A 23,089-nucleotide genomic window follows, 5' to 3' on the forward strand; every position below is an offset into this window, starting at 1 on the left:
GTCGGAAGCCTAGGCAGCACCGCATATCGCCGGCGTATGCGACGGCGCCTCCGTCGTGGTGCGCCACCAGCGGCGCGAGGCAAGCGCGGCCAGCACGGCGCCGGTGGCGTTGACCAGGACGTCGTCCACGGAGGACACCCGGTCCAGCGCCAGGACGTACTGGGCGGTCTCGACCAGGACCGAGCAGCCCGCCCCGAGCGCCAGGACCCTCGGCACGGACGCCAGTGCCGCGAACCGCATCGGGGCGAAGAACCCCAGGGACGCGAAGACCAGCAGATTGCCGACGATCCCGAGCGACCCCATCGTGACCAGGTCCCGCAGCGGTACCAGGCTCACCCGGGCGGGGACGACACCGGCCCCGGCGCCCGGCATCATGGTCAGCCAGACGAACGGCACCGTCCCGTGGACCATGCCCACCTCGGCCAGCGACCACCGCCACGCCGACAGGACACCGGCCGCACGCCGACGGTACGCCAGAGCCCACGCCACCAGCACGGCCAACGGCAGTGTCACCAACGTCATGAGCACCACACCGTTGAACGTGTCGAAGCAGCCGTGCCAGCGCCCGGCCACGCACCTCGGTGCGGACATCATGAGCGGGCCGCGCACGGCGAACAGGGCGCCCGCCGCTCCGAGGGCCGCCAGGGCGGTGAGCACGATCCCGCGCATGCGGTGGGGCGCCGGCGCCGACAGGGATGCGTCGGGGTTGATGGGCCCGGCGGAGTCGTGGTTCATGAGGCCAGGGGCGTCGTGGTTCATGGCCCCCATTGGAGACGGGGAGCCGTTGCGGTGCCGTATCCGTTTTTCGATACGCCCGCGATACACGGCCCCCCGTCGGTGTGTCAGACGATCTCGACGAGCAGATCGCCGCCTTCCACCTGCTGGATCTTGTTGATGGCGAGCCGGGAGACACGGCCCGACGTGGCGGCGGTGATGGCGGCCTCCATCTTCATCGCCTCGATGGTGGCGACCGTGGCACCGGCGTCGACCTCGTCGCCCTCGGCGACCGCCAGCGTCACCACTCCGGCGAACGGGGCGGCGACATGGCCGGAGTTGGAGCGGTCGGCCTTCTCCGTGACGGGGATGTCGGAGGAGGCGGCGGCATCACGGACCTGGATGGGCCGGAGCTGCCCGTTGAGGGTGGCCATCACCGTGCGCATACCGCGCTCGTCGGCCTCGCCCACCGCCTCCAGGCCGATGAGGAGACGGACACCGGGTTCGAGGTCGACGGTGTACTCGGTGCCCGGGCGCAGACCGTAGAAGAAGTCCTTGCTGGCCAGCACGCTGGTGTCGCCGTACGACTGGCGGTGGGCCTCGAACTCGCGGGTCGGGGCGGGGAAGAGCAGCCGGTTGAGGGTGGCGCGACGGTCCTTCTCCAGGCCGTCGCGGTCCTCGGCGGCGAGGTCCTGGACGGGCTTGGCCTCGCCACGCCCCTGGAGGGCCTTGGTGCGGAAGGGCTCGGGCCAGCCGCCGGGCGGGGTGCCGAGTTCACCGCGCAGGAAGCCGATCACGGAGTCCGGGATGTCGAACTTGTCCGGGGTGGACTCGAAGTCGGCGGGGGCCACTCCGGCGCCCACGAGGTGGAGGGCGAGGTCGCCGACGACCTTGGACGACGGGGTGACCTTGACGAGTCGGCCGAGGATGCGGTCGGCGGCGGTGTACATCGCCTCGATGTCCTCGAACCGGTCGCCGAGGCCGAGCGCGACGGCCTGGGTGCGCAGGTTGGAGAGCTGCCCGCCGGGGATCTCATGGTCGTAGACGCGGCCGGTCGGGGAGGCGAGGCCGGCCTCGAAGGGGGCGTAGATCCGGCGGACGCTCTCCCAGTAGGGCTCCAGGTCGCCGACGGCCCGCAGGTCGAGGCCGGTGGGCCGGTCGGAGTGGTCGGTGGCGGCGACGATCGCGGAGAGCGACGGCTGCGAGGTCGTACCGGCCATGGAGGCCACGGCCCCGTCGACGGCGTCGGCGCCGGCCTGGATCGCGGCGAGGTACGTGGCGAGCTGGCCGCCCGTCGTGTCATGGGTGTGGATGTGCACCGGCAGGTCGAACTCGCGGCGCAGCGCCGAGACCAGCTTGGTGGCGGCGGGGGCGCGGAGCAGGCCCGCCATGTCCTTCACGGCCAGGACATGGGCCCCGGCCTCGACGATCTGCTCGGCGAGGCGGAGGTAGTAGTCGAGGGTGTAGAGCTTCTCCGCCGGGTCGGACAGGTCGGAGGTGTAGCAGAGGGCGACCTCGGCGACGGCGGTGCCGGTGGCGCGTACGGCTTCGATGGCGGGGCGCATCTGGCCGACGTCGTTGAGGGCGTCGAAGATGCGGAAGATGTCGATGCCGGTGTCGGTGGCCTCCTGGACGAAAGCGTCGGTGACCTCGGTCGGGTACGGGGTGTAGCCCACGGTGTTGCGTCCGCGCAGCAGCATCTGCAGGCAGATGTTCGGCGCGGCGTCGCGGAACGCGGCCAGCCTCTCCCAGGGGTCCTCGGCGAGGAAGCGCAGGGCCACGTCGTACGTCGCGCCGCCCCAGCATTCCAGGGAGAGCAGCTGCGGCAGGGTGCGGGCCACCACGGGGGCGATGGCGAGCATGTCCTTCGTGCGGACCCGGGTGGCGAGCAGCGACTGGTGGGCGTCGCGGAACGTGGTGTCGGTGACGCCGATGGTCGGCGACTCGCGCAGCCAGCGGGCGAAGCCCTCCGGGCCCAGCTCGACGAGCTTCTGCTTGGACCCTGCGGGCGGTACGGGGACGTCGACGGCCGGGATCTTGGTGGCGGGGTCGCTGAGCGCGGGCCGTTCGCCGTGCGGCTTGTTCACCGTCACGTCGGCCAGATAGGTGAGCAGCTTGGTGCCCCGGTCGGCGGAGTGCCGGGCGGTCAGCAGATGCGGGCGCCGCTCGATGAACGAGGTGGTGACCTGGCCCGTCTGGAAGTCGGTGTCGTCCAACACCGCCTGGAGGAAGGGGATGTTGGTGGCCACGCCTCGGATACGGAACTCGGCGACCGCGCGCCGGGCGCGGTTGACGGCGGTGGTGAAGTCCCGGCCCCGGCAGGTGAGCTTGACCAGCATCGAGTCGAAGTGCGCGCTGATCTCCGTACCGGCGTGGGTCGTACCGCCGTCGAGACGGATACCGGAGCCGCCGGGCGAGCGGTAGGCACTGATCCGGCCGGTGTCCGGGCGGAAGCCGTTCGCCGGGTCCTCGGTGGTGATACGGCACTGGAGGGCCGCCCCGTGCAGGGTGACGGTCTCCTGGGAGAGGCCGAGGTCGGCGAGGGTGGCCCCGGCGGCGATCCGCAGCTGGGACTGGACGAGGTCGACGTCGGTGACCTCCTCGGTGACCGTGTGCTCGACCTGGATACGGGGGTTCATCTCGATGAAGACGTGGTTGCCGTCGCGGTCGAGGAGGAACTCGACGGTGCCCGCGTTGCGGTAGCCGATCTCCCGGGCGAACCGTACGGCGTCGGCGCAGATCCGCATCCGCAGGGCCGGGTCGAGGTTCGGGGCTGGGGCCAGCTCGATGACCTTCTGGTGGCGGCGCTGGACGGAACAGTCGCGTTCGAAGAGGTGGATGACATTGCCGTGCCCGTCGGCGAGGATCTGCACTTCGATGTGGCGGGGCTCGACAACGGCCTTCTCCAGGAAGACGGTCGGGTCGCCGAACGCGGACGCGGCCTCGCGGGACGCCGCCTCGATGGACTCCCGCAGCGCGGCGGGGTCCTCGACCCGGCGCATACCGCGCCCGCCACCACCGGCGACGGCCTTCACGAACACGGGGAAGCCGATCTCGTCGGCGGCGCGCACGAGTTCGTCCACGTCGGTGGACGGCTCGGACGACCCCAGCACGGGTACGCCCGCGGCGCGGGCGGCGGCCACCGCGCGCGCCTTGTTGCCGGTCAGCTCCAGGATGTCGGCGCTCGGTCCGACGAAGGTGATGCCCGCCTCCTCGCAGGCCCGCGCCAGCTCCGGGTTCTCGGAGAGGAACCCATATCCCGGATAGACGGCGTCGGCGCCTGCCTGACGAGCGGCGCGCATGATCTCGTCCACGGAGAGGTAGGCCCGCACGGGATGCCCCGGCTCACCGATCTCATAGGCCTCGTCGGCCTTCAGCCGGTGCAGCGAGTTCCGGTCCTCGTGCGGGAAAACGGCGACCGTACGCGCGCCCACCTCGTACCCGGCGCGGAAAGCGCGGATCGCGATCTCGCCACGGTTGGCGACCAGTACCTTGCGGAGCATCCCTGATCCCTTCGACCTGCCATGAGGAAACCATGGTCCCGGCAATGATGCCGCCGCACCACAAGAATCGTGTCACTGAGTGCCATGTGAGGCCGCTCACTTCGGGCAACCCCAGCTGCGGGCAGGGGCAGCCGTCACCAGGAGCTGCCAGCAGGACGATCGTCGTTCGTAGCTGCGGGCAATCGTGCCGCTGGGGCGGCACCCATCCCAAAGAGAGCGGCACCCGGCAAGCGCCGGAGAGCACCATCTCCGAAACCCGAGCTGCAGCCCCGGCTCACGCCCCACGTGACCCTCAGTGCCACCCCGGCCTGAGTCAAACGCCGGGCCCACCCGTAGTCCCCCGCACCACCAGCCGCGGCGTGAGCACCACCTCACGAGGCTCCGTACGCCCCTGATCCAGCCGCTCCACAGCCGCTGTCACCGCGTGCCGCGCCTGCTCCCTCGCCCCCTGACTGACAGTGGTCAGATTGAAGCAGCTCAACCGGGACAGCGTGTCATCGTCATACCCGGCGACAGACACCCGCCCGGGTACGGAAACCCCGGCCCGCCCCAGCGCGGCCAGCACCCCGATCGCGCACTGATCGTTGAAGGCGACGACAGCCGTGGGCAGCCTCCCACCCCCGTCGAGGAGATGCCGAGCCGCCCGCTCCCCCGCCGCCTCTGTGTTGTCGCCGTGCAGCACACGAATGTGCGCGTCCAGCCCATGCCGACGCATGGCCGCCCGATAACCACGCCGCCGATCGGTGGCGATGACCCCCTTGCCGCCGTCCACATGAACGATGTCGCGATGCCCCAACCGCACGAGGTGGTCCACGACCTGCCCCACCCCGTCGTCGTCGGCGGTGCGTACGACATCCAGTTCGGCGTCGTCGATGCGTCGGCCTACGGCGATCACAGGCGCCTTGTTGTCGAGGGAGGCGAGCGTGTCGGCGGGAGCGGTCGGCCCGAGAAGGATCAGCGCCTCGCTTCGGAAGGCCAGCAGCGTGTCCACGGCGGTGGACTCGTCACGTGTACGGGTGAGGGTGCTCAGGACGAGGTCGTAGCCCACGTCCTCGGCGGCGGTGTGCAGATGCTCGACCAGTTCGGCGTGGAACGGGCTGTGGATGTCGACCATGACGCCGAGCAGCCGGGTCCGCCTGCTGGCCAGCAGACTCGCCGTACGGTCCACCTGGTAGCCGAGGTCGGCCGCCGCCTTCAGCACACGCTGCCGGGTCCGGTCACTGGGGCCGGGGGCGCCGCGCAGCACCAGGGAGACCGACGCGGTGGACAGCCCCACCCGGGCGGCCACGTCCTCCAGCCGGGGGCGCTTGGCCGCGCCGTTCCGGTGACCTGCGGTACCGCCTTCGCCCACCGGGCCCTCCCCTCGCTCGATCTCCTCGCGCAAACGCCCTTGACACCCTCGTGAAACAAGCCGATAGTACCAGGACTTAAAGCGCTTTAAATTGTCCTGTTGTTCCAATGAACCCCAGCACAGGGCTCCGCCGAAAGCCGAGGGACCACCCGTCCCCGAGTCACAGGAGCGAGCCGGACCCATCGGATGCGCTCAAGGGCGTGCGTCCGGTCGAGGTCACCCCACGGGCGATGCCACCGCTCGCCGAGACCGGCCGATCCCGGTCCCCCCTCCCCCCACAGTCCCCAACTCGGTTCCCAACTCAGTTCCCGCCCAGTTGCACAGTGAGGTGCACGCACTATGAACCGCACAGCTCTCGCCCGTTCCCGCAGACTCGCCACGGCCGTGGCGGTAACCGCCGCGGCCGCCCTGGTCGTCGCGGGCTGTTCCAGCAGCTCCGGCGGGAAGAAGTCCGAGGAAGGCGACACGTCCGCAGAGGCCGGCAAGGCCGACACCCCGCAGATGACCATCGCGATGGTCACCCACGCACCCTCCGGCGACACCTTCTGGGACATCATCCGCAAGGGCGCCGAGGCGGCCGCCGCCAAGGACAACGTCAAGCTGATCTACTCCAACGACGAGAGCGCGAGCGGCCAGGCGACGTTGATCCAGAACGCGATCGACCAGAAGGTCGACGGCATCGCGGTCACCCTCGCCAAGCCGGACGCCCTCAAGGACGCCATCGCCAAGGCCGAGAAGGCCGGTATCCCCGTCGTCGGCTTCAACTCCGGTATGGAGGTGTGGAAGGAGCAGGGCCTGCTGTCCTTCTTCGGCCAGGACGAGTCGGTCTCCGGACAGGCGTTCGGCGAGAAGCTCAATGAGACGGGCGCCAAGAAGGCCCTCTGTGTCGTCCAGGTCCAAGGCCATGTCGGTCTCGAAGCCCGCTGCGCCGGTGTGAAGAAGACGTTCAAGGGCGAGACCGAGAACCTCTACGTCAACGGCAACGACATGCCGGCCACCAAGTCGACCATCTCCGCCAAGCTCAATCAGGACTCGTCCATCGACCAGGTCGTCACGCTGGGCGCCCCGTTCGCGCTCACGGCGGTGCAGTCGGTGGACGACGCGGGCAGTAAGGCCAAGGTCGCGACCTTCGACCTCAACAAGGAGCTGACGGACGCCATCAAGGCGGGCGACATCGAGTTCGCCGTGGACCAGCAGCCGTATCTGCAGGGCTACTTGGCCGTGGACTCGCTGTGGCTCTACAAGAACAACGGCAACTACATGGGGGGCGGCGAGGCTCCCGTGCTGACCGGCCCCGCCTTCGTCGACAAGAGCAACGTCGACCAGATCGCCTCGTTCGCCGCCAAGGGCACCCGGTGATCCGACGATGGCCCAAGCAACGGCACCGGCGGCGAACTCCTCGCCGTCGGCTCCGCCGACCGCCCGGAAGGACGGCCGGACCGTACGAACTGGCCCAGGTCCAGGGCGTCGACGTCGAGGAACTCCCCGAGGAAAAGGACCTCACCGCACCCGTGGCGAGCACATCCGACCGCAGCGGCTGAACCGGCCCCACGCCCGCCGTCCCCCCATTCACACCCGGAAGGCATCCCCCGTGAAGATCGCCCTCGACCCGTACATGATCCGCCATGTCCCCTTGCTCGAACTACCGGCCGTGGTAGCCGAGTTGGGCTATGAATGGATCGAGCTCTCCCCTCGGGAGGACTTCATCCCGTTCTTCCGTCACCCGCGTGTGGACGACGGGACGGTACGGAAGTTCCGCAAGGCCCTGGACGCGGCGGGCGTCGGCGTCTCCTCCGTACTGCCTCTGTTCCGCTGGTCCGGGCCGGACGAGGACGCCCGGCAGGCGGCCGTACGCTACTGGAAGCGGGCCATCCGTATCACCGCCGACCTCGGTGTGGACAGCATGATCTCCGAGTTCAACGGGCGACCGGAGGAACCCGACTGCAGCGAGGCGCAGTTCTGGAAGTCGATGGAGGAACTCCTTCCGCTCTTCGAGCAGGAGGGCATCAAACTCGCCCTTGAGCCCCACCCGGACGATTTCATCGAGAACGGCTACGACGCGGTCAACCTGATCCGTGGGATCAACCATCCCAACGTCAGCTTCCTGTACTGCGCCCCGCACACCTTCCACATCGGCAACGACGCCCCCGGGATCATCCAATACGCGGGGGACCTGCTCACCCACGTCCACCTGGCCGATGTCCTCGACCACACGGCGTCGTCGGGCAACCGTTACATCCTCAACCCGCCCGGCACCACGGCCCGTGTCCACCAACATCTCGACATCGGCCAGGGCGAGGTCGACTTCGACGAACTGTTCCGCGAGCTGAAGGCCAACGAGTTCGACGGGACCCTCACGTCCTGTGTGTTCGCCTGGGAGGACCGCGCCAAGGAGTCGTCCGTGTTCATGCGGAAGAAGATCGACGAGTATCTGGCGACTTGGTGACTCAGGGGGCTGGGTGCTTGGTGACTTGGTGCCTGGTGACCTGGTGACCCGGCCGACATGATCGGCATCAACGTGCCGGTGCCCGTCCCCATGGCCTACTACTCCTTCGGCGGATGGAAGGACTCCCTCATCGGCGACAACCCCATCCACGGCCTTGAAGGCATCCGCTTCCACACCCGCCCCAAGGTCGTCACCACCCGCTGGCCCCAGCAGGCCCAGCACGTCACCGCCGGGTTCAACTTCCCCACCTCCAACTGACACCGCCACGTGTCCTTTTGAAAGGCACCCTCATGACAACGTCAAAGCCTCTCTCCGTCGCGGTGATCGGAGCCGGTATGGCCGGTCGCAGTCACGCCGCCGGATATCGCAACGTCAACACGGTGTTCGGGGCCGGGCTGCCGCCGGTGCGGCTGGCGGCGATCGCCGATGCCAATGTCGCGCTCGGCGAGGACGCCGCCCGCCGGTACGGCTTCGAGGAGGCGCTCCCGAGTTGGGAGGCCGTGGCCGAGGACCCGACGATCGACGCGGTCAGCATCGTCGTGGGAAACGCCCTGCACCGTCCGATCGCGGAGGCGCTGGTCGCGGCGGGCAAGCATGTGCTGTGTGAGAAGCCGCTTGCCGGATCGCTCGAAGACGCGCGTGCGATGGCCGAGTTGGAGCGGACGGCGGAGGTGGTGACGGCGGTCGGGTACACCTTCCGTCGGGCGCCCGGTATCGCCGCGATCCGTGAGCATGTCCAGCGGGGTGAGCTGGGTGATCTGACGTTGTTCAGCGGGCGGTACTGGTGTGACTACGCGACCGACCCGAACGGGCCGCTGAGCTGGCGGTTCAAGGGGGGCGCCGGTTCCGGTGCGCTCGGGGACATCGGGTCGCACATCATCGACGCCGCCGAGTATGTCGCCGGACCGATCGCGTCCGTCTCCGGTGCCTCGCTGTCGACGCGGATCACCAAGCGTCCGCTGCCGCTGGGGGCGGTCGTCGGGCACAACGCCGCGCCCGTGTCGGACGAGTTCGGCGAGGTGGAGAACGAGGACACGGCGTCCTTCACCGCCCGCTTCGAGTCGGGGCTCGTCGGCACCTTCTCGGTGACGCGCACCGGTTTCGGTCTGCCCAACGGGCTCGCCTTCGATGTGCTGGGCCTCGGCGGCCGGGCCGCGTTCGACCAGCACCGGCCCGCCGAGTACCTCTTCGACGACGCCCAGCCCAACGCCCGTACGCGCGGCGCCCGGCAGATCATCGCCGGGCCGAACCTGCCCTACTTCGCGGGCGGGGTTCCGATGGAGGCGCCGGGTGTGGGCGCGAGCAACGGTGACAACTTCACCTACCAGGCCCGCGCGTTCCTCGACCAGGTCGCCGGGGTCGCCGAGGCCCTGCCGGCATGCGCCACCTTCGCCGACGCGCTGCGGACCATGGAGATCATCCGGGCCGTCGTCGACTCCGCCCGCGACGAGGGTGCGGCCGTCGCCGTTCCCCCTGTCGCCGCTCCGCCCGCCGTCTGATCTCCCTCCCGCTCGCTCCCCGCCGACTCCCTGCTCACTCACCCATCACCCCCGATCACCTCCCGATCACTCACTGATCTGTCACCGATCGCCCGCCCACCGAAGGACACGATCCATGGCTCTCAAGCTCGGCGCGTACACCGCCTGTCTGCACGACCGGACGTTGACCGAGGCCCTCGACATCCTCAAGGAGAACGGTCTGACCTCCGTGGAGGTCAACACCGGTGGCTTCATCCCCTCGCCGCACTGCCCCGTCGATCTGCTTCTCTCCTCCGCCAAGGCCCGCGAGGAATACCTCGCCGTCTTCGCCGAGCGCGGGATGGAACTGACGGGCCTCAACTGCAACGGCAACCCGCTCAACCCGCTCCCCGGCGTCGGCCCCAAGCACGCCGACGATCTGCGCCGCACCATCCGTCTCGCGGGGCTCCTCGGTGTCAGGCATGTGGTCACCATGTCGGGGACCCCGGGTTCCGACCCGGACGCCAAGTACCCCTCCTGGGTGGTGAACCCCTGGGACGGCGTCTACATGGACGTACTCGACTACCAGTGGGGCGTGGCCGTCGAGTTCTGGAAGGAGATCGACGCCCTCGCCCGGGAGAACGACGTCCGGGTCGCCATCGAGATGCACCCGCACAACGTCGTCTTCTCCCCCGTCACGCTCAAGCGGCTCGTCGACGAGGGCGCTCTGACCAACGTGGGCGCGGAGATGGACCCCTCCCATCTGATGTGGCAGGGCATGGACGTCATCGCCTCCGTCAAGTGGCTCGGCCCGCTCGTCTTCCACGCCGCCGCGAAGGACGCGACGCTCTGTCCGGGCGCCGACATCCGGGGCGTCCTGGACACGTCCTTCACCCGTGTCCCCGCCGACGCCCCGGGCAAGGTGCCGACCGGCTACGGCTTCTGGTGCAACGCCTGGCCCGAGAACCCCGCCTGGAAGTTCGTCGCCGTCGGCCTCGGCAACGACGTCCCCTTCTGGACCGAGTTCCTGCGCGCCCTCGCCGAGATCGACCCCGACATGGCCGTCAACATCGAGCACGAGGACGCCGCCTACTCCCAGACCGAGGGCCTGGCCCTGGCCGCGAAGAACCTCCACGGCGCGGCCTCCGCGCTCTGAGCCGCACCGCTCCAATCGGCCGGCCGGCCAGTCGGCCGCCGCCCCGTGCCGACCTGTCCGTCCGGTGGGTACGGGGCGGCGGTCAGCTCTGTATGGGACTGCGGTCAGCTCTGTACCGCGAACTGGCTGCCCGTCTTCTCCCCGTCCTCCGTCCGGGCCGCCGCGACACAGCGGACGACCCGCAGCCCATCGGCCCATTCCGCAGAGCTCGGCGGAATGATGTCGACGCTCCACTTCTTGGCGACCTCGCGGCCGCCGGGGACCATCGACGCGGACCTGACCTTCTGGGAGCAGAGCTTCTTGATGTCCGGGTGCTTGATCAGATCACGGGCGTTGTTCGTCTGGCCGTCCTTCGGCAGCGGTGCGTCGCGAAGGTCTCCCAGACGTGCTTGGCCTGGCAGTCGGCGCGGCTGACCGTGATGATGCCGGAGATGTCGGTGATCCCGCTCCAGCACTCGGGGGTCTCGACGCACCGGCCGCCGACTCCCTCGACGCTCGTCGCGGCGCAGTTCTCCGTCACCGTCGCCACGCCGAAGCCCGACTCTCCGTCCTCGCCGCCCTTGTCGTCCTCGGCGGTCGCACCGGCGGACGGCGACGCGGCCGACGAGGTGTCCCCTCCCCCGTCGTCGTACGAACCGCCCTGGTACACCAAGACGGTGACCGACAGGCTCACGGACACGGCCACCGCCGCCAGCGCGAGGACCAGCGGGCGTCGGCCTCGCGTCGCCTTCCGCCCACGGTCGTCATCACCGCCGCCGTCACCGCCCCGCCCGGGAACGACCGTCGTACGACCGGTACCGCCCGGCCCGGGGGCCACGGTCGTACCGCCCGCTCCACCCGGCCGTCCCGGAGTCACCGTGGTGGAGGGGGCCACCGGAGCGGTCGGGGGCGTGCCGCCGTACGGGTCGGTCGTGGCGTAGGTCCCGGGGTACGAGGAGGGCGGGGCGTCCCGGTACCGCGGGACCGTGGTCGTGCTGGGCGCCGGGCCGAAGCCCCCGCCCCCGGTCGGCCCGAGGTCGATGGTGTCGAGGTCGACGGCGGCGAGGGCGTCACGGAACGCGCCCGCGTCGGAGAGGCGCCCGGCCGGGTCGGCGGCGAGGGCGTAGCGCAGGGTGTCGTTGAGGGCGGCGGGGACCTGGCCGAGGTCGGGGTAGGGCCAGGTGTGGCGGACGATCAGTTCGGCGAGGCTGAGCTGGGTGCCGTCCTCCGGGTAGTGGGGCGGGAGGCCGCGCAGCAGGGCGTAGACGGTGGCGGCGAGGGAGTACACGTCGCCCGCGGGGGTGGGGTCGGCCATGTGGAAGGCCTCGGGCGGGGCGTACGCGGGGGTCAACGCCTCGCGGGTGACGGAGAGTTCGCGGCCGGGGCGGGGCATGGCGGCGAGGCCGAAGTCGGTGAGGGCGATGCCGCCGTAGCGGTTGACCATGACGTTGCCGGGTTTGATGTCGCGGTGGAGTACGCCTGCGGCGTGGGCGGCGGCCACCGCGTCGGCGAGGCCCACGCCGATGTCGCGGGCCTCCTTCAGGGGTAGGGGGCCCTGTCGGTGGAGGCGGTCGCCGAGCGAGCCGCCGGGGCACAACTCCAGGACCATGTAGGGGCGGTTGTCGGGGAGCACCCCGGCGTCGTAGACGGGCACGACGTGCGGGTGGCCGGACAGTTGCCCGGCGGCCGTGACCTCGCGCATGAACCGCTGCTGGTCGCGCGGTGTGGACAGCAGTCTGCTGTCCACCTTGAGCGCGACCTCCCGGCCCACGGCGAGTTGCCGGGCCCGGTACACCGTGGCGAATCCGCCCTGGCCGAGGACCTCGTGGATCTCGTAGCCGGGCAGTCGCATTCCTTCGGGCCCCATGTCCGCCGTTACCCCCAGCGCGCAACCCCGGACAGGAGGTCCATCCGGGGACGAGGCGAGACTCTAGCGGAGGGTTCGGACATCAGTACGCCGAGTCGGTGTGCGCCGTCGGCCACCCCAGCGGGCCGAGGTCGCCTTCGAGGACGGTCCGGGGGATCGGGGGGCGGTCCCAGAGGGCGAGGATCTCGTTGGCGAGGTCGACGATCGGGTGCACGGGGCGGTCGTTGCGCACCTCGATGAAGGCGGAGAGCAGGGTGCGCGGGACGGCTTCGGCGTCGAGGAGGATTCGCCAGTCCTCGGGCGGGAGTTCGAGGAACTCCAGGCCGTTGAGCCGGGTGATCTCCAGGGGGTCGGCGAGGGTGCCGGGGTAGGCGCAGAGGGTGCGCAGCCGGGCCAGGTCGACGACGGGGGCGAGGCTGAAGGGTTCGCCCTCCCACACGCCGATGCTCAGGACTTCCAGACCGGGGTGGGCGGCGGCCTCGACGCTGCGCACACTGGCGTGGTTGACCCAGACCACCGGCGGCGCCTCGTCGTTCCGGCGACGGCCGCCGGAGTGTTTCTTGCGCCCGTGCAGCACGAGGTCGGTGAGGGAGTCGGCGACCAGGCCGGCGCCGACGTGCTCCTCGTGGCTGAGGATGACGATCTGTCCCACGTGTCCGCGCGGGCCGGGGGTCAGGTCGACGGCGAGCCGGTCGCCGCCGCCGTTGTCGCCGAAGGCGATCCAGCCGGGAGAGCCGACCAGGCCCTGCACGGCGGCGTCGGGCGGTGTCACGACCGCGTCCTTCGCCCCGAACCGCCACAGGGCCGGGCGGGACGGCGCGTCCGCGACGTACACCTTGTCCAGGGGCAGCAGTTCGCAGCCGACCGCCTTGTACTGGGCCTCGGCCGCCTCGTAGCCGCCGCCCCCGTCCTGCCAGCGCGCCCGTGTCACCCGGTAGAGCACCTTGAGTTCGTCGGGCAGGGGGACGCCCAAGCGCTCCTCGGTGGCGGCGATCTCCTCGTCGGTGGCGCCGACGGCGTCGGGCAGCCGTTCGCGCAGGGTCCGCTCCAGCAGGGTGAGGTCCCTGGTCGGGGCGGGGACGGCGTCGGGCGTCGGTTCGGGCAGACGGCGCCATGGCTCGGGGACGGCGCCCTCGACCAGGATCAGCGAGCCGGGGTGCGGCCCGCCGACGCCGTACTCCACGGCGGGGTTCGGACCGATCAGGGTCAGCCGGGCCCGCCCGTCGGGTATCGCCTCCAGCGTGAACGAGACGCCCTCGACGTCGGCCTCCATGAGCGCGTTGCGCACCAGTTCCACCGCGTCCCACTCGGTCTTCATGTCGTCGGCCTGAGGCCTCGGCCGTGCCCGGGTCAGGGGCACGCTCCACGAGTGGACGTTGATCTGCCCCGCCACCTGGCCGCCCGGGGCGGCGAGCGGCTCCGCCTTGTCGGCCCACAGGAGCCTCAACAGCGGCTCCCAGGTGGCGAAGTCATGGAGTGCGGACACGGTGTCCTCCGGTGGTTCCGGCGAGCGGGGCGAGGCGATTATCACGGACGTGGGTGTCCTGGCCGGGCCCGGCCCCCTGTCCGCGGAGCCGGTTAAATCGTTTCATTCCTCATGAGGTCGATTTCGCATCACCCATTGACCGAATTCGTCGCGGAACCCTAACCTCCGGGCAATCGCATTGAAACCTTTCACCACCCCCTCACGCTCTCCACCCATCATCGATCGAACCGAAGGTGCACCATGGCGCGGGATCTCTCACGGCGAAGACTTCTCCGGCTCGGCGGCGCCGCGGCCGCCTCCGTCGTCCTGTCGGGCGGTACGCAAGCCTTTGCCGCGCCCGGCCCGAGGGCCGCCGTTCCGACGGGCGCGCTCGCCGCCGGGAAGCCGCCCGCGCCGAGCGGGATGCTCACCGATCTGCTGCCGCGGGCCCTCGCGACGAGCGCCGGGGAACGCCCCCGGTTCAGCTGGCGGATGCCCGACTTCGGCGCGGGAACGGTCCAGCGCGCCTACCAGCTCCAGGTGGCGGCCACTCCGGGTGGTTTCGACTCCGACGAGCTGGTCTGGGACTCCGGGAAGCGGACGTCCGCCGACTCCACCGCCGTACCGTACGGCGGGCCCGCGCTGGAGCCTCGTACCGCGTACTGGTGGCGGGTGAGCAGCTGGGGTGAGCAGCGGTCGGCGTGGTCGGAGCCCTCGCTGCTGGCGACCTCGGTCGAGGACGAGTGGGAGGCGGAGCCGATCTGGGTGCCGGCCGGGCCGGTGATGACCGACGGCACCTTCACCGTCCGGCTGAAGATCACGGCAGTGGCGGCAGGGCTGTGGTTCCGGGCCACGAACACCGCCAACAACTACATGTGGCAGTTGCGCGCGGGCAGCCCCGGTGTGCTGCGCAAGCACGTCTGTGTGAACGGGACGTACAGCGTGCTCGGCGAGGTCAAGCTGCCGTTCGCCGTGACCACCGGGGAGTGGCTGGACCTCTCCGTCACGATGACCGGCGCCACCTTCACCACCTCCGTCAACGGCACCGTCGTGGACACGACCACCGACAGCCGCTACGCCTCCGGGAACGTCGGCCTGCGCAACGGCCTCAGCGAGTCGCAGATCTACGACCGGGTCACGTTCACCGCCGTCGACGGCACGGTCCTGCTGGACGACGACTTCGCCTCCGACAAGGGCACCTTCGCCACCGGCACCGTCTCGGGCGGCACGCTCACCTTCCCCACGGGCGCCTCCTCGCTGTCCTCCTACGGGGCCGACGACACCTGGGCGCTACTGCGCCACGAGTACGAGACGAAGGCCGGCAAGGAGATAGCCGCCGCGATCCTCTACGTCGCCGCCACTTCGCCCGATCCGGCCCGGCAGTACGTCGCGAAGGTGTGGAGCAACGGCAGCACGGTCGGCTACGCCTCCGTCCGCTCCGGCTCCGGCACCGCCTACCAGGCGTTCGACATCACCTCCACGCTGCGGGCCGACGGCAAGGCCAACGCGCTGGCGGCGCTGTGCTGGACGACCTCGCAGCAGAAGTTCCTGGCCCAGCTGGAGATCACGTACGCGGACGGCAGCCGGACCACCGTCGCGTCCGGCGACCATTGGAAGGCGCGCCGTCAGGCCGGGTTGCTGCCGTCGAAGGGCAGTGCGGGCAGCAGCTACTTCACCGTCCCGCAGGAGTACTGGGATCTGCGGCGCGAGCCGGTCGGCTGGACGAAGCCCGGCTTCGACGACGGCGACTGGCTCGCCCCGGTCGTCCGGACCGCGATCGACGCCCTCGTACCGGCGCCGATCGAGGCGGTACGGCCGCACGACGTCACCCCCGCCTCCGTCACCAAGGTCGCGGACGGCCGCTGGCTGGTCGACCTCGGGCGGGAGATCGTCGGCGGGCTGGCCCTGGAGATCTCCGGCGGCGCGGGCGACACCGTCGAGGTGCGGCTCGGCGAGGAGCTGAACTCCGACGGCACGGTCAAGTACCAGCTCCGCGCCACCAACACCTACCGCGAGGTGTGGACGCTGCGCGACGGCGAGCAGCGCTTCGAGCACTGGGGCTACCGGGGCTTCCGCTGGGCCGAGCTGCGCACCTCCCTCGACCTGTCGACGGCGGTCGTCACCGGCCGCGCCTGGAAACTCGACTGGGACGACTCCCACGCCTCGTTCCGCAGCTCGAACGCCGACCTGGACCGGGTGTGGGAACTGTGCCGGTACTCCATCGAGGCCACCCGCGGCGACCTCTACACCGACACCCCGACCCGCGAACGCGGCCCGTACGAGGGCGACGCGCTGATCAACCAGCTCTCCGAGTACGGCGTCCAGCGGTCGTACGCCCTCGCGCGCTGGTCCAACGACTATCTGGTCCGCAAGGGCACCTGGCCCACCGAGTACCGGCTGATGTGCGCGATCTCCGCGTGGGAGGACTATCTCGCCACCGGGGACGACCGGCAGCTCGCCAAGGACTACGACCTGCTCACGGCCAAGAACCTCACCTCCTATCTGGACACCGACGGTCTGGTCCGCAAGGCGCCCGGCAACACCAGCCAGAACCTGGGCGACCTGGTCGACTGGCCGGCCGCCAGCCGCGACGGGTATGTCTTCACCAACGTCAACACGGTGGTCAACGCCTTCCAGTACGCGGCGTTCGAAGCCCTCGCCAAGTGCGCCGAGGTCCTTGGCAAGGACGACGACGCGGCCACGCTGCACGACCGGGCCGACACCCTCGCCAAGGCCATGCGCACCACGCTCCTCGACTCCTCGGCCGGGCGGTTCGTCGACGGCATCGGCACCACCCACAGCGCCCAGCACGCCACCGCGTTCCCCGTGGCCCTCGGTGTCGCCGACGGGCTGGACGAGGACGTCCTGGCCAAACTGGGCGACACCCTCGCGGGCGGCGGGATGAAGGTGAGCGTCTACGGGTCGCAGTTCCTGCTGGACGCGCTCTTCCGGCTCGGCCGCTCCGACGCGGCGCTGGCCCTGCTGACCTCCACGGCCACCAACTCGTGGCTGCACATGCTGGACGCGCTCAAGGCGACCATCGTCACGGAGGCGTGGGACCCCGCGCTGAAGTCCAATATGACGCTCTCCCACGCCTGGGCGTCCGCGCCCGCGAACGCTGTGGCCCGGCACATCCTCGGCGTGCAGGTCAGCGAGCCGGGCGCGGCCGGGTTCCTGATCCGGCCCAGGACGGGGGCGCTGACGGAGGCCGAGGGGACGGTTCCCTCGGTGCGCGGGCCGGTCTCCGTACGGGTGCGCCGCTCCGGCGACGCGCACTCGACGCGGGTGACCGTGCCGCCGAACTCCCGTGCGGTGCTGGAGGTGGAGATCGGGGAGGCCGATCCGGCGGCGTACGACGTGACCGGGACGGCGGCCGACGGTCGGGGGTCGGTGAAGGTCGAGTCGTTCACCGACCTCACGGGCACCGTGCTGCGGATCGGTCCGGTCGGCTCGGGCGTCACGGAGGTGGTACGGAAGTGACGGAAACCCGGAACCCCGGCCCCGGCTGAGCTAATGTCAACACCCTTGGGGGCGAACTGACGTACGGGGAAAGTCACTTCGGGGGTGTTGTGTCAGACCAGCGGCCGGTGCCACCACATCGAGCGGCAGACGGGGTTCCGGCGCGTCGGGCGGCTGAGGGGGTGCCGACGCGGGGAGCGTCGGACCGGGTTCCGGCGCCGGAGGCGCTGAAACGGTCCGGCGCTCTGCCGTTGCGCCCCGGCGACCCGGATCGTGTCGGTCCGTATGTGTCGCTGGGGCTGCTCGGCAGTGGTGGCATGGGGCGCGTCTATGTGGCGCGTCCGATGGACGGCAGCCCCGAGTTGGTCGCGGTGAAGGTGATCCGGCCGGAGTACGCGGAGGATGTGCGGTTCCGGCGCCGGTTCGAGCGCGAGGCGTCGGTCCATGAGCGGGTCCGTACGCCGAACATGCCGAGGCTGTGCGGTACGGGCTTCGACGACGAACTGCTGTGGATGGCCACCGAGTATCTGCCGGGACTCGATCTCTCGGTCGCCGTCCAGGAGGGCGGTGCCCTGGGCGCGGCGACCGTGTGGCGGCTGGTGGCGGAGCTGGGGCGGACCCTCGCCGATCTCTCCGCCGCCGGGATCGTGCACCGGGACCTCAAGCCGTCGAACGTCCTGCTGTCCGTGCGGGGCGCGCATGTCATCGACTTCGGTATCGCCAAGGCCGCCGACGCCAGCGCCATCACCGGCACCGGAAACCGGGTGGGCACCCCGGCGTACATGTCGCCGGAGTATCTGCGGACCGGTGAGTGCGACACCGCGTCGGATGTGTTCTCCCTCGCCTGCACTTTGGTCTACGCGGTCACCGGCAGCGCCCCGTTCGGTGACGGCACCGGTGTCGATGTGATGCACCGGGTGGCGTTCGAGGAGCCGAACGCGAAGGTCATCGGGGAGATCGCGGCGGCCGACGCCACGCTCGCCGCGTTATTGACCGCTTGTCTGGCCAAGGAGCCCGGTCAGCGGCCGACCCCGCAGGACCTCGTCGAGGCGGCCCGGCCGCACGCCGGTGCGCGTGGCGGGGCCGGGGCCGCGGGTGCCTCAGATGCGCTCGGCGGGGCCAAGGTCGCGGGTGCCTCCGGGGCCGCGGCTGCCATGGGCGCCGTCGACTGGTCGGAGCCGCTCGGCGGCCGGGTGCGCGCCCGGCAGCGGGCGTACGAGGAGCTGCGCGTGCTCCCCCTCGAACAGGTCCGCCGTGGCCCGTCCGAGAGCGAACGGTCGGCGGCGGGCGCGGCTGCCGCCTCGGCCGGAGGCGCGGCTCGGGACGAGGGCGCCGCCCAGGACAAGCGCGAGACCCCGGGTGGCGAGGGCGCCCGGCCGGGAGCGGCGGCGGTGGAGGAGAAGGCGTCCCGGTCCGCCGCGTCGAAGTCCCGTACGCGGACGCGGCGCAAGCAGGTGTCGGTCGTCGCCGCCTCCGTCGCCCTGTGCGCGGTGGCCGCCGGCACCTATGTGCTCACCCGCCCCGACGCGTCCACGACCGAGGCGCGGGAGCCGGGGAGGTCGACGGCCGTGGACGGCGTCCCCGGTGACGACGACGCCTCCTCGACGGCGTCCGGGCCCTCCGCGGACGGCGTTCCCGTGGCGGACGGCGGGGCCTCCGTGTCGGAGGTGTCCGGCGAGGGCGGCAAGGGCGGTGACGGCTCGGGCGTCGAGGACGGCACCGCCGACGTCGACGCCCCCGGCTCCTCCCCCACCGGCGAGGACGGGGGCACCGAGCCGTCCACGCCCGGCACCACGACCGACGGGCCCGCCGAACCCACGCCGACCCAGAGCAGTTCACCCCCCACGTCGGGGGACCCGGCCTGGGTCTCGGACTGCACCTACTACAACGGCAACGGCAACACCAAGCCCGGCCAGAGCGGCAATCGTGTGGTCCAGGTGCAGTGCATCCTCATCAAACGCGGCTACGACGTGGGCTCCGACGGCATGGACGGCTACTTCGGCGAGGGAACGGAGGCCGCGGTGATCGCCTTCCAGACCGACCACGGCCTCGACGCCGACGGAGTCGTCCGCCCCAGCGTGTGGCCGGTGCTGCGCGGTTCGGAGTGACGGAGGCCCGAAGGCCGGTCAGCCGGCGAGACCTGCCTTCGTCAGCCACTCCTCGGCGACGGTGTCCGCGTCCTCCTTGTCGTTGACGAGCTTCTTCATCATCTCCAGCAGGTCCTCGGTGGTGAGCTTCGCCGATACGGCGTTGAGCGCCGACCTGGCGGTGTCGTTCACCGCGTCCTTGTAGACGAGCGGGGTGACGTTCTGCGAGGAGAACAGGTTCTGCGGGTCCTCCAGGACGACCAGCTTGTCGGCGACGATGGCCGGGTCGGTGGTGTAGAGGTTGGCGGCCTGGATCTCGTTGGACTTCAGCAGCTTCACCAGGGTGGTCTGGGCGCCCGCGTCGAGTGGCTGGAACTTGCCGAACTCCACGCCGTAGACCTTCTCCAGCCCGACCAGGCCCTGGGTGCGGGTCTTGAACTCGGAGCTGGCGCCGATGGTCAGGTCCTTCGCGACCGGCTTGAGGTCGGCGAGGGTCGTGAGGTCGTACTTGGCGGCGGTCTCGGCGGTGACGGTGACGGAGTCCTTGTCCTCGGCCGGGGAGGAGTCGAGGATCTCGACCGACTTCGGGAGTTTCTCCTTCAGTTCGGCGTTGACGTCCTCGGTGGTGGTGGCGGTGCTGTTCTTGTCGACGGCCACGGACAGCAGGGCGCCGTTGTACTCGGGGAAGACTCCGATGCCGCCCTTGACGACCTGGTCGTAGTAGACCTCGCGGGCCCCGATGTCGAACTTGCGGGTCACCTTCAGGCCCTTGTCCTCCAGGGCCTGGGCGTAGATCTCGGCGAGGAGCTGGTTCTCGGGGAAGTTGGCCGAGCCGACGACTATGGACGTACCGTCGCCCTCGTCTCCGCCGGTCAGGGGGTTGTCGTCGCTGTCGCCGCCCCCGCCGCAGGCGGTGAGCGTGAGGGTGAGCGCGGTGATCAGACCGAACGCCGTGCCTCTGTACATGCCTCGCATGGGTGTTTCCTTTCTGGGAGCCCTCGTTGGCCGGGGCGGAGGAAGTTCAGGACTTGGACGCCGAGGCCCTCAGGCCCGGGGAGACGGCGACGCGCCGCAGCGCGGTGAAGGCGAGCTGGACGACCAGGGCGAGGGCGACGACGACGGTGGAGCCGCCGATGACCAACTCGTAGTCGTTGCGGGAGAGTCCGTCGACGATGAACCGGCCGAGTCCACCGAGCCCGGGGTAGGCGGCGACGGTCGCGGTGGCGACCACCTGGATCGCGGCGACCCGCAGCCCGAGCAGGATCAGCGGCAGCGCCATCGGCACCTCGACCTTGGTGAGGATCTCCCACTCGGTCATCCCGATCCCGCGCGCCGCGTCGCGGGTGTCGGGGTCCACTCCCCGTACGCCCTCGAAGGTGTTGATGAGGATCGGCGGGACCGCGAGCGCCACCAGGGCGACCAGGACGGGCGCGGTGCTGAGGCCGGCGAGGGTGACGACGAGGACGACCAGGCCGAAGGTGGGGATCGCGCGGGCGAGGTTCGCGACGCTGGCCACGGCGAACGCGCCCCGGCCGGTGTGCCCGACGAGCAGCCCGAACGTCAGCCCGATCAGCGCGGCGAAGAGCAGGGACAGTCCGCTGTAGGTGAGGTGTTCCAGGAGGCGCTGGGGGATGCCGTCGTCGCCGTGCCACTGCGCGGAGGACGTCAGCCAGTCGGCGACCAGCTCGATCTGGTTGAGGAAGTCGTTCATGCCGCCGTCACCTTGCTTCGGGACCAGGGGGTGAGCAGTCGCTGTGCCAGGACCAGCAGGGCGTCGGTGGCGAGGGCGAGCAGCATGATCAGGGCGATCGCGGTGACGATCGGGGTGGGGAAGTCGAGTTGGAGACCCCGGGTGATGTAGTAGCCGAGGCCGCCCTGCCCGATCAGCTGGCCCACGGCGACCAGGCTGATCGACGACACGGCGGCGACCCGTACGCCGGCGATGACGACCGGTACGGCGATGGGCAGTTCGACCTGGACGACCCTTCGAACGGCGCCGAATCCCATCGCGGTGGCCGCGAGCCGGACCGGTTCGGGCACCGAGGCGAGACCGTCCACGACATTGGGCACCAGCACGGACAGGGTGTAGAGGGTCAGCGGGATCATCACCGTCTGCTCGGTCAGCCCCGTGTACCGCACGAAGATCATGAACAGGGCCAGCGACGGGATCGCGTACAGGATGTTCGCCAGGGTCGACACCGGCGGATACAGCCAGCGCCAGCGATGGCACAGCATGCCGAGCGGCACCGAGATGATCAGCCCGAACAGCACCGGGAGCAGTCCGAGTCTGAGATGGACGCCGGTGTAGTCGGCGAGTTCACCGGCGTGATCGGCGATCCACCCCCACCGGACGAGCGGTTCGTCCTCGTTCACTCGTGGTCACCGCCCGCACTGTCGGTGATCTCGTGCACATCCGCGACGCCGACGACCGCGCCGTCCGCATCCACGCCCACTGCCAGCCTCGCCGGTGAGAGCAGCGCCGAGTCAAGGGCGGCCCGCGCCGAGTCGCCGACGAGGCTGAAGGTGTGGCCGAGGGAGGCGAGTCGAACGTCGGCGAGGGTGCCGCTCTCGGGGAGGTCGGGGACGGCGGCCCAGCCGAGGGGGTGTCGGTCGTCGTCGACGACGAGGACCCAGGGTTCGTCGGTCTTACGGGCCTGTGCCACGGGGGCTGACGCGGGCAGGATCGTTCCCTCGCGCAGGGGTACATCGGCCGCGCGTACGAAGGAGAGTCGGCGGATGCCCCGGTCGTGGCCCACGAAATCGGCCACGAAGTCGTCGGCGGGCCGGGACAGCAGCCGCTCGGGGGTGTCGAACTGGGCGAGCTTTCCGCCCGTTCGGAACACGGCGATGTTGTCACCGAGTTTGATCGCCTCGTCGATGTCATGGGTGACGAAGACGATCGTCTTGTGCAGTTCCTTCTGCAGCCGGATGAACTCGCCCTGCAGTTCGGCCCGGACGATCGGGTCGACCGCGCTGAACGGCTCGTCCATCAGCAGCACCGGCGGGTCGGCGCCCAACGCCCTGGCCACCCCGACACGCTGCTGCTGGCCACCGGACAGCTGATGCGGGTACCGCTTGGCGAACTCGGCGGGCAGGCCCACCAGTTCGAGCAGTTCGGCGGCCCTGGCCCGGGCCTTCTTGCGGGGCCGGCCGAGGAGCAGGGGCACGGTGGCTATGTTGTCGAGGACGGTGCGGTGCGGGAACAGTCCGGCGTGCTGGATCACATATCCGATGCCGCGCCGCAGTTCGGGGGCGTTGACCTCACGGATGTCCCGGCCGCGCAGGCTCACCGTGCCGCTGGTCGGCTCCACCATGCGGTTGATCATGCGCAGGGTCGTGGTCTTGCCGCAGCCGGAGGGCCCGACCAGGACCGTGATGCCGCCCTCCGCCAGCTCCAGGGACAGTTCGTCCACCGCCGTGGTGCCGTTCGGATACCTCTTGCTCACCGCATCGAATCTGATCAAGGCTGCCCCTCACCCGACTGCATATGACTATTCAGCGTTGTCTGTGACTGAATGGCAGTCAATGGTCTGGCGTGAACGGCACGTAAACGTTCACATGTCACGGGGGCCTACTGCCCGGATTGGCGATGTTCATACAGCCGT

At 70.4% G+C, this 23,089-nt stretch carries 17 protein-coding genes and 1 pseudogene; 8 read left to right on the top strand and 10 right to left on the bottom strand.

Going from position 1 to position 23,089, the window contains the following annotated elements; genetic code table 11:
* Positions 1–9 precede the first annotated feature (9 nt).
* The 3 genes from ACWD4G_RS16315 to ACWD4G_RS16325 all read right to left on the bottom strand — a co-directional run bounded on the left by ACWD4G_RS16315 (position 10) and on the right by ACWD4G_RS16325 (position 5,505).
* Positions 10–711 carry a VanZ family protein gene (locus ACWD4G_RS16315; protein WP_451293924.1) on the bottom strand — a complete coding sequence of 234 codons (702 nt, stop codon included), beginning with the start codon at positions 709–711 and terminating at the stop codon, positions 10–12.
* A 131-nt stretch (positions 712–842) separates the two neighbouring features.
* Positions 843–4,217 (bottom strand): pyruvate carboxylase, encoded by a 3,375-nt coding sequence (locus ACWD4G_RS16320; RefSeq protein ID WP_451293745.1) that lies wholly within the window; start codon positions 4,215–4,217, stop codon positions 843–845.
* A 313-nt stretch (positions 4,218–4,530) separates the two neighbouring features.
* Positions 4,531–5,505: a LacI family DNA-binding transcriptional regulator gene (locus ACWD4G_RS16325; RefSeq protein ID WP_451293926.1), complete on the bottom strand. Its 975-nt coding sequence runs from the start codon at positions 5,503–5,505 to the stop codon at positions 4,531–4,533.
* A gap of 402 nt (positions 5,506–5,907) precedes the next feature.
* On the opposite strand from ACWD4G_RS16325, the gene ACWD4G_RS16330 reads away from it, so the two are divergent.
* From ACWD4G_RS16330 to ACWD4G_RS16355, 6 genes and pseudogenes are all read left to right on the top strand, one after another.
* On the top strand, positions 5,908–6,927 hold the full coding sequence (locus ACWD4G_RS16330) for a sugar ABC transporter substrate-binding protein (protein WP_451293747.1): 1,020 nt from the start codon (positions 5,908–5,910) through the stop codon (positions 6,925–6,927).
* On the top strand, positions 6,924–7,109 hold the full coding sequence (locus ACWD4G_RS16335) for a hypothetical protein (protein ID WP_451293748.1): 186 nt from the start codon (positions 6,924–6,926) through the stop codon (positions 7,107–7,109). Before ACWD4G_RS16330 ends, ACWD4G_RS16335 begins: the two co-directional genes overlap by 4 nt.
* 50 nt (positions 7,110–7,159) lie before the next feature.
* The gene (locus ACWD4G_RS16340) at positions 7,160–8,014 is read left to right on the top strand and encodes a sugar phosphate isomerase/epimerase family protein (protein WP_451293750.1); all 855 of its coding nucleotides are present in this window, start codon (positions 7,160–7,162) and stop codon (positions 8,012–8,014) included.
* A 57-nt stretch (positions 8,015–8,071) separates the two neighbouring features.
* Positions 8,072–8,272, top strand: a pseudogene (locus ACWD4G_RS16345) (methylmalonate-semialdehyde dehydrogenase (CoA acylating)); the annotation flags it as partial.
* A gap of 32 nt (positions 8,273–8,304) precedes the next feature.
* Positions 8,305–9,513: a Gfo/Idh/MocA family protein gene (locus ACWD4G_RS16350; RefSeq protein WP_451293752.1), complete on the top strand. Its 1,209-nt coding sequence runs from the start codon at positions 8,305–8,307 to the stop codon at positions 9,511–9,513.
* A 115-nt stretch (positions 9,514–9,628) separates the two neighbouring features.
* On the top strand, positions 9,629–10,627 hold the full coding sequence (locus ACWD4G_RS16355) for a sugar phosphate isomerase/epimerase family protein (protein ID WP_451293754.1): 999 nt from the start codon (positions 9,629–9,631) through the stop codon (positions 10,625–10,627).
* Between the two features lie 104 nt (positions 10,628–10,731).
* Here ACWD4G_RS16355 and ACWD4G_RS16360 read toward each other — a convergent pair whose 3' ends face one another.
* From ACWD4G_RS16360 to ACWD4G_RS16370, 3 genes are all read right to left on the bottom strand, one after another.
* Positions 10,732–10,893, bottom strand: coding sequence for a hypothetical protein (locus ACWD4G_RS16360; protein ID WP_451293756.1), 162 nt, complete (start codon positions 10,891–10,893; stop codon positions 10,732–10,734).
* A 53-nt stretch (positions 10,894–10,946) separates the two neighbouring features.
* Complete coding sequence (locus ACWD4G_RS16365; protein ID WP_451293758.1) at positions 10,947–12,473, bottom strand: serine/threonine-protein kinase; 1,527 nt, start codon at positions 12,471–12,473, stop codon at positions 10,947–10,949.
* An 82-nt stretch (positions 12,474–12,555) separates the two neighbouring features.
* Positions 12,556–13,959, bottom strand: a complete 1,404-nt coding sequence (locus tag ACWD4G_RS16370) for an SMI1/KNR4 family protein (protein ID WP_451293760.1) — start codon at positions 13,957–13,959, stop codon at positions 12,556–12,558.
* 240 nt (positions 13,960–14,199) lie between these two features.
* Between ACWD4G_RS16370 and ACWD4G_RS16375 the strand changes: the two genes are divergently transcribed.
* A complete protein-coding gene (locus tag ACWD4G_RS16375) occupies positions 14,200–17,418 on the top strand; it encodes a family 78 glycoside hydrolase catalytic domain (RefSeq protein ID WP_451293762.1) in 3,219 nt (1,072 codons plus the stop codon).
* 161 nt (positions 17,419–17,579) lie between these two features.
* Positions 17,580–19,505 (top strand): protein kinase domain-containing protein, encoded by a 1,926-nt coding sequence (locus ACWD4G_RS16380; protein WP_451293764.1) that lies wholly within the window; start codon positions 17,580–17,582, stop codon positions 19,503–19,505.
* Between the two features lie 18 nt (positions 19,506–19,523).
* Here the strand turns inward: ACWD4G_RS16380 and ACWD4G_RS16385 are convergent, their stop codons facing one another.
* Genes ACWD4G_RS16385 through ACWD4G_RS16400 form a run of 4 tightly spaced genes read right to left on the bottom strand, consistent with a single transcriptional unit; the run spans position 19,524 to position 22,948 of the window.
* Positions 19,524–20,450: an ABC transporter substrate-binding protein gene (locus tag ACWD4G_RS16385; RefSeq protein WP_451293928.1), complete on the bottom strand. Its 927-nt coding sequence runs from the start codon at positions 20,448–20,450 to the stop codon at positions 19,524–19,526.
* Positions 20,451–20,505: 55 nt separating this feature from the next.
* Positions 20,506–21,195, bottom strand: a complete 690-nt coding sequence (locus ACWD4G_RS16390) for an ABC transporter permease (RefSeq protein ID WP_451293766.1) — start codon at positions 21,193–21,195, stop codon at positions 20,506–20,508.
* Complete coding sequence (locus ACWD4G_RS16395; protein WP_451293768.1) at positions 21,192–21,857, bottom strand: ABC transporter permease; 666 nt, start codon at positions 21,855–21,857, stop codon at positions 21,192–21,194. The genes ACWD4G_RS16390 and ACWD4G_RS16395 overlap by 4 nt, the downstream gene beginning before the upstream one ends.
* Complete coding sequence (locus tag ACWD4G_RS16400) at positions 21,854–22,948, bottom strand: ATP-binding cassette domain-containing protein (protein WP_451293769.1); 1,095 nt, start codon at positions 22,946–22,948, stop codon at positions 21,854–21,856. Before ACWD4G_RS16400 ends, ACWD4G_RS16395 begins: the two co-directional genes overlap by 4 nt.
* Positions 22,949–23,089 lie beyond the last annotated feature (141 nt).

This window comes from Streptomyces sp. NPDC002643, from assembly GCF_053592555.1.

Coding starts and splice junctions, on each gene's coding strand:
- ACWD4G_RS16320 (WP_451293745.1), bottom strand. CDS start 4,217: ATGCTCCGCAAGGTACTGGTCGCCAACCGTGGCGAGATCGCGATCCGC.
- ACWD4G_RS16330 (WP_451293747.1), top strand. CDS start 5,908: ATGAACCGCACAGCTCTCGCCCGTTCCCGCAGACTCGCCACGGCCGTG.
- ACWD4G_RS16350 (WP_451293752.1), top strand. CDS start 8,305: ATGACAACGTCAAAGCCTCTCTCCGTCGCGGTGATCGGAGCCGGTATG.
- ACWD4G_RS16355 (WP_451293754.1), top strand. CDS start 9,629: ATGGCTCTCAAGCTCGGCGCGTACACCGCCTGTCTGCACGACCGGACG.
- ACWD4G_RS16360 (WP_451293756.1), bottom strand. CDS start 10,893: ATGGTCCCCGGCGGCCGCGAGGTCGCCAAGAAGTGGAGCGTCGACATC.
- ACWD4G_RS16365 (WP_451293758.1), bottom strand. CDS start 12,473: ATGGGGCCCGAAGGAATGCGACTGCCCGGCTACGAGATCCACGAGGTC.
- ACWD4G_RS16375 (WP_451293762.1), top strand. CDS start 14,200: ATGGCGCGGGATCTCTCACGGCGAAGACTTCTCCGGCTCGGCGGCGCC.
- ACWD4G_RS16385 (WP_451293928.1), bottom strand. CDS start 20,450: ATGTACAGAGGCACGGCGTTCGGTCTGATCACCGCGCTCACCCTCACG.
- ACWD4G_RS16390 (WP_451293766.1), bottom strand. CDS start 21,195: ATGAACGACTTCCTCAACCAGATCGAGCTGGTCGCCGACTGGCTGACG.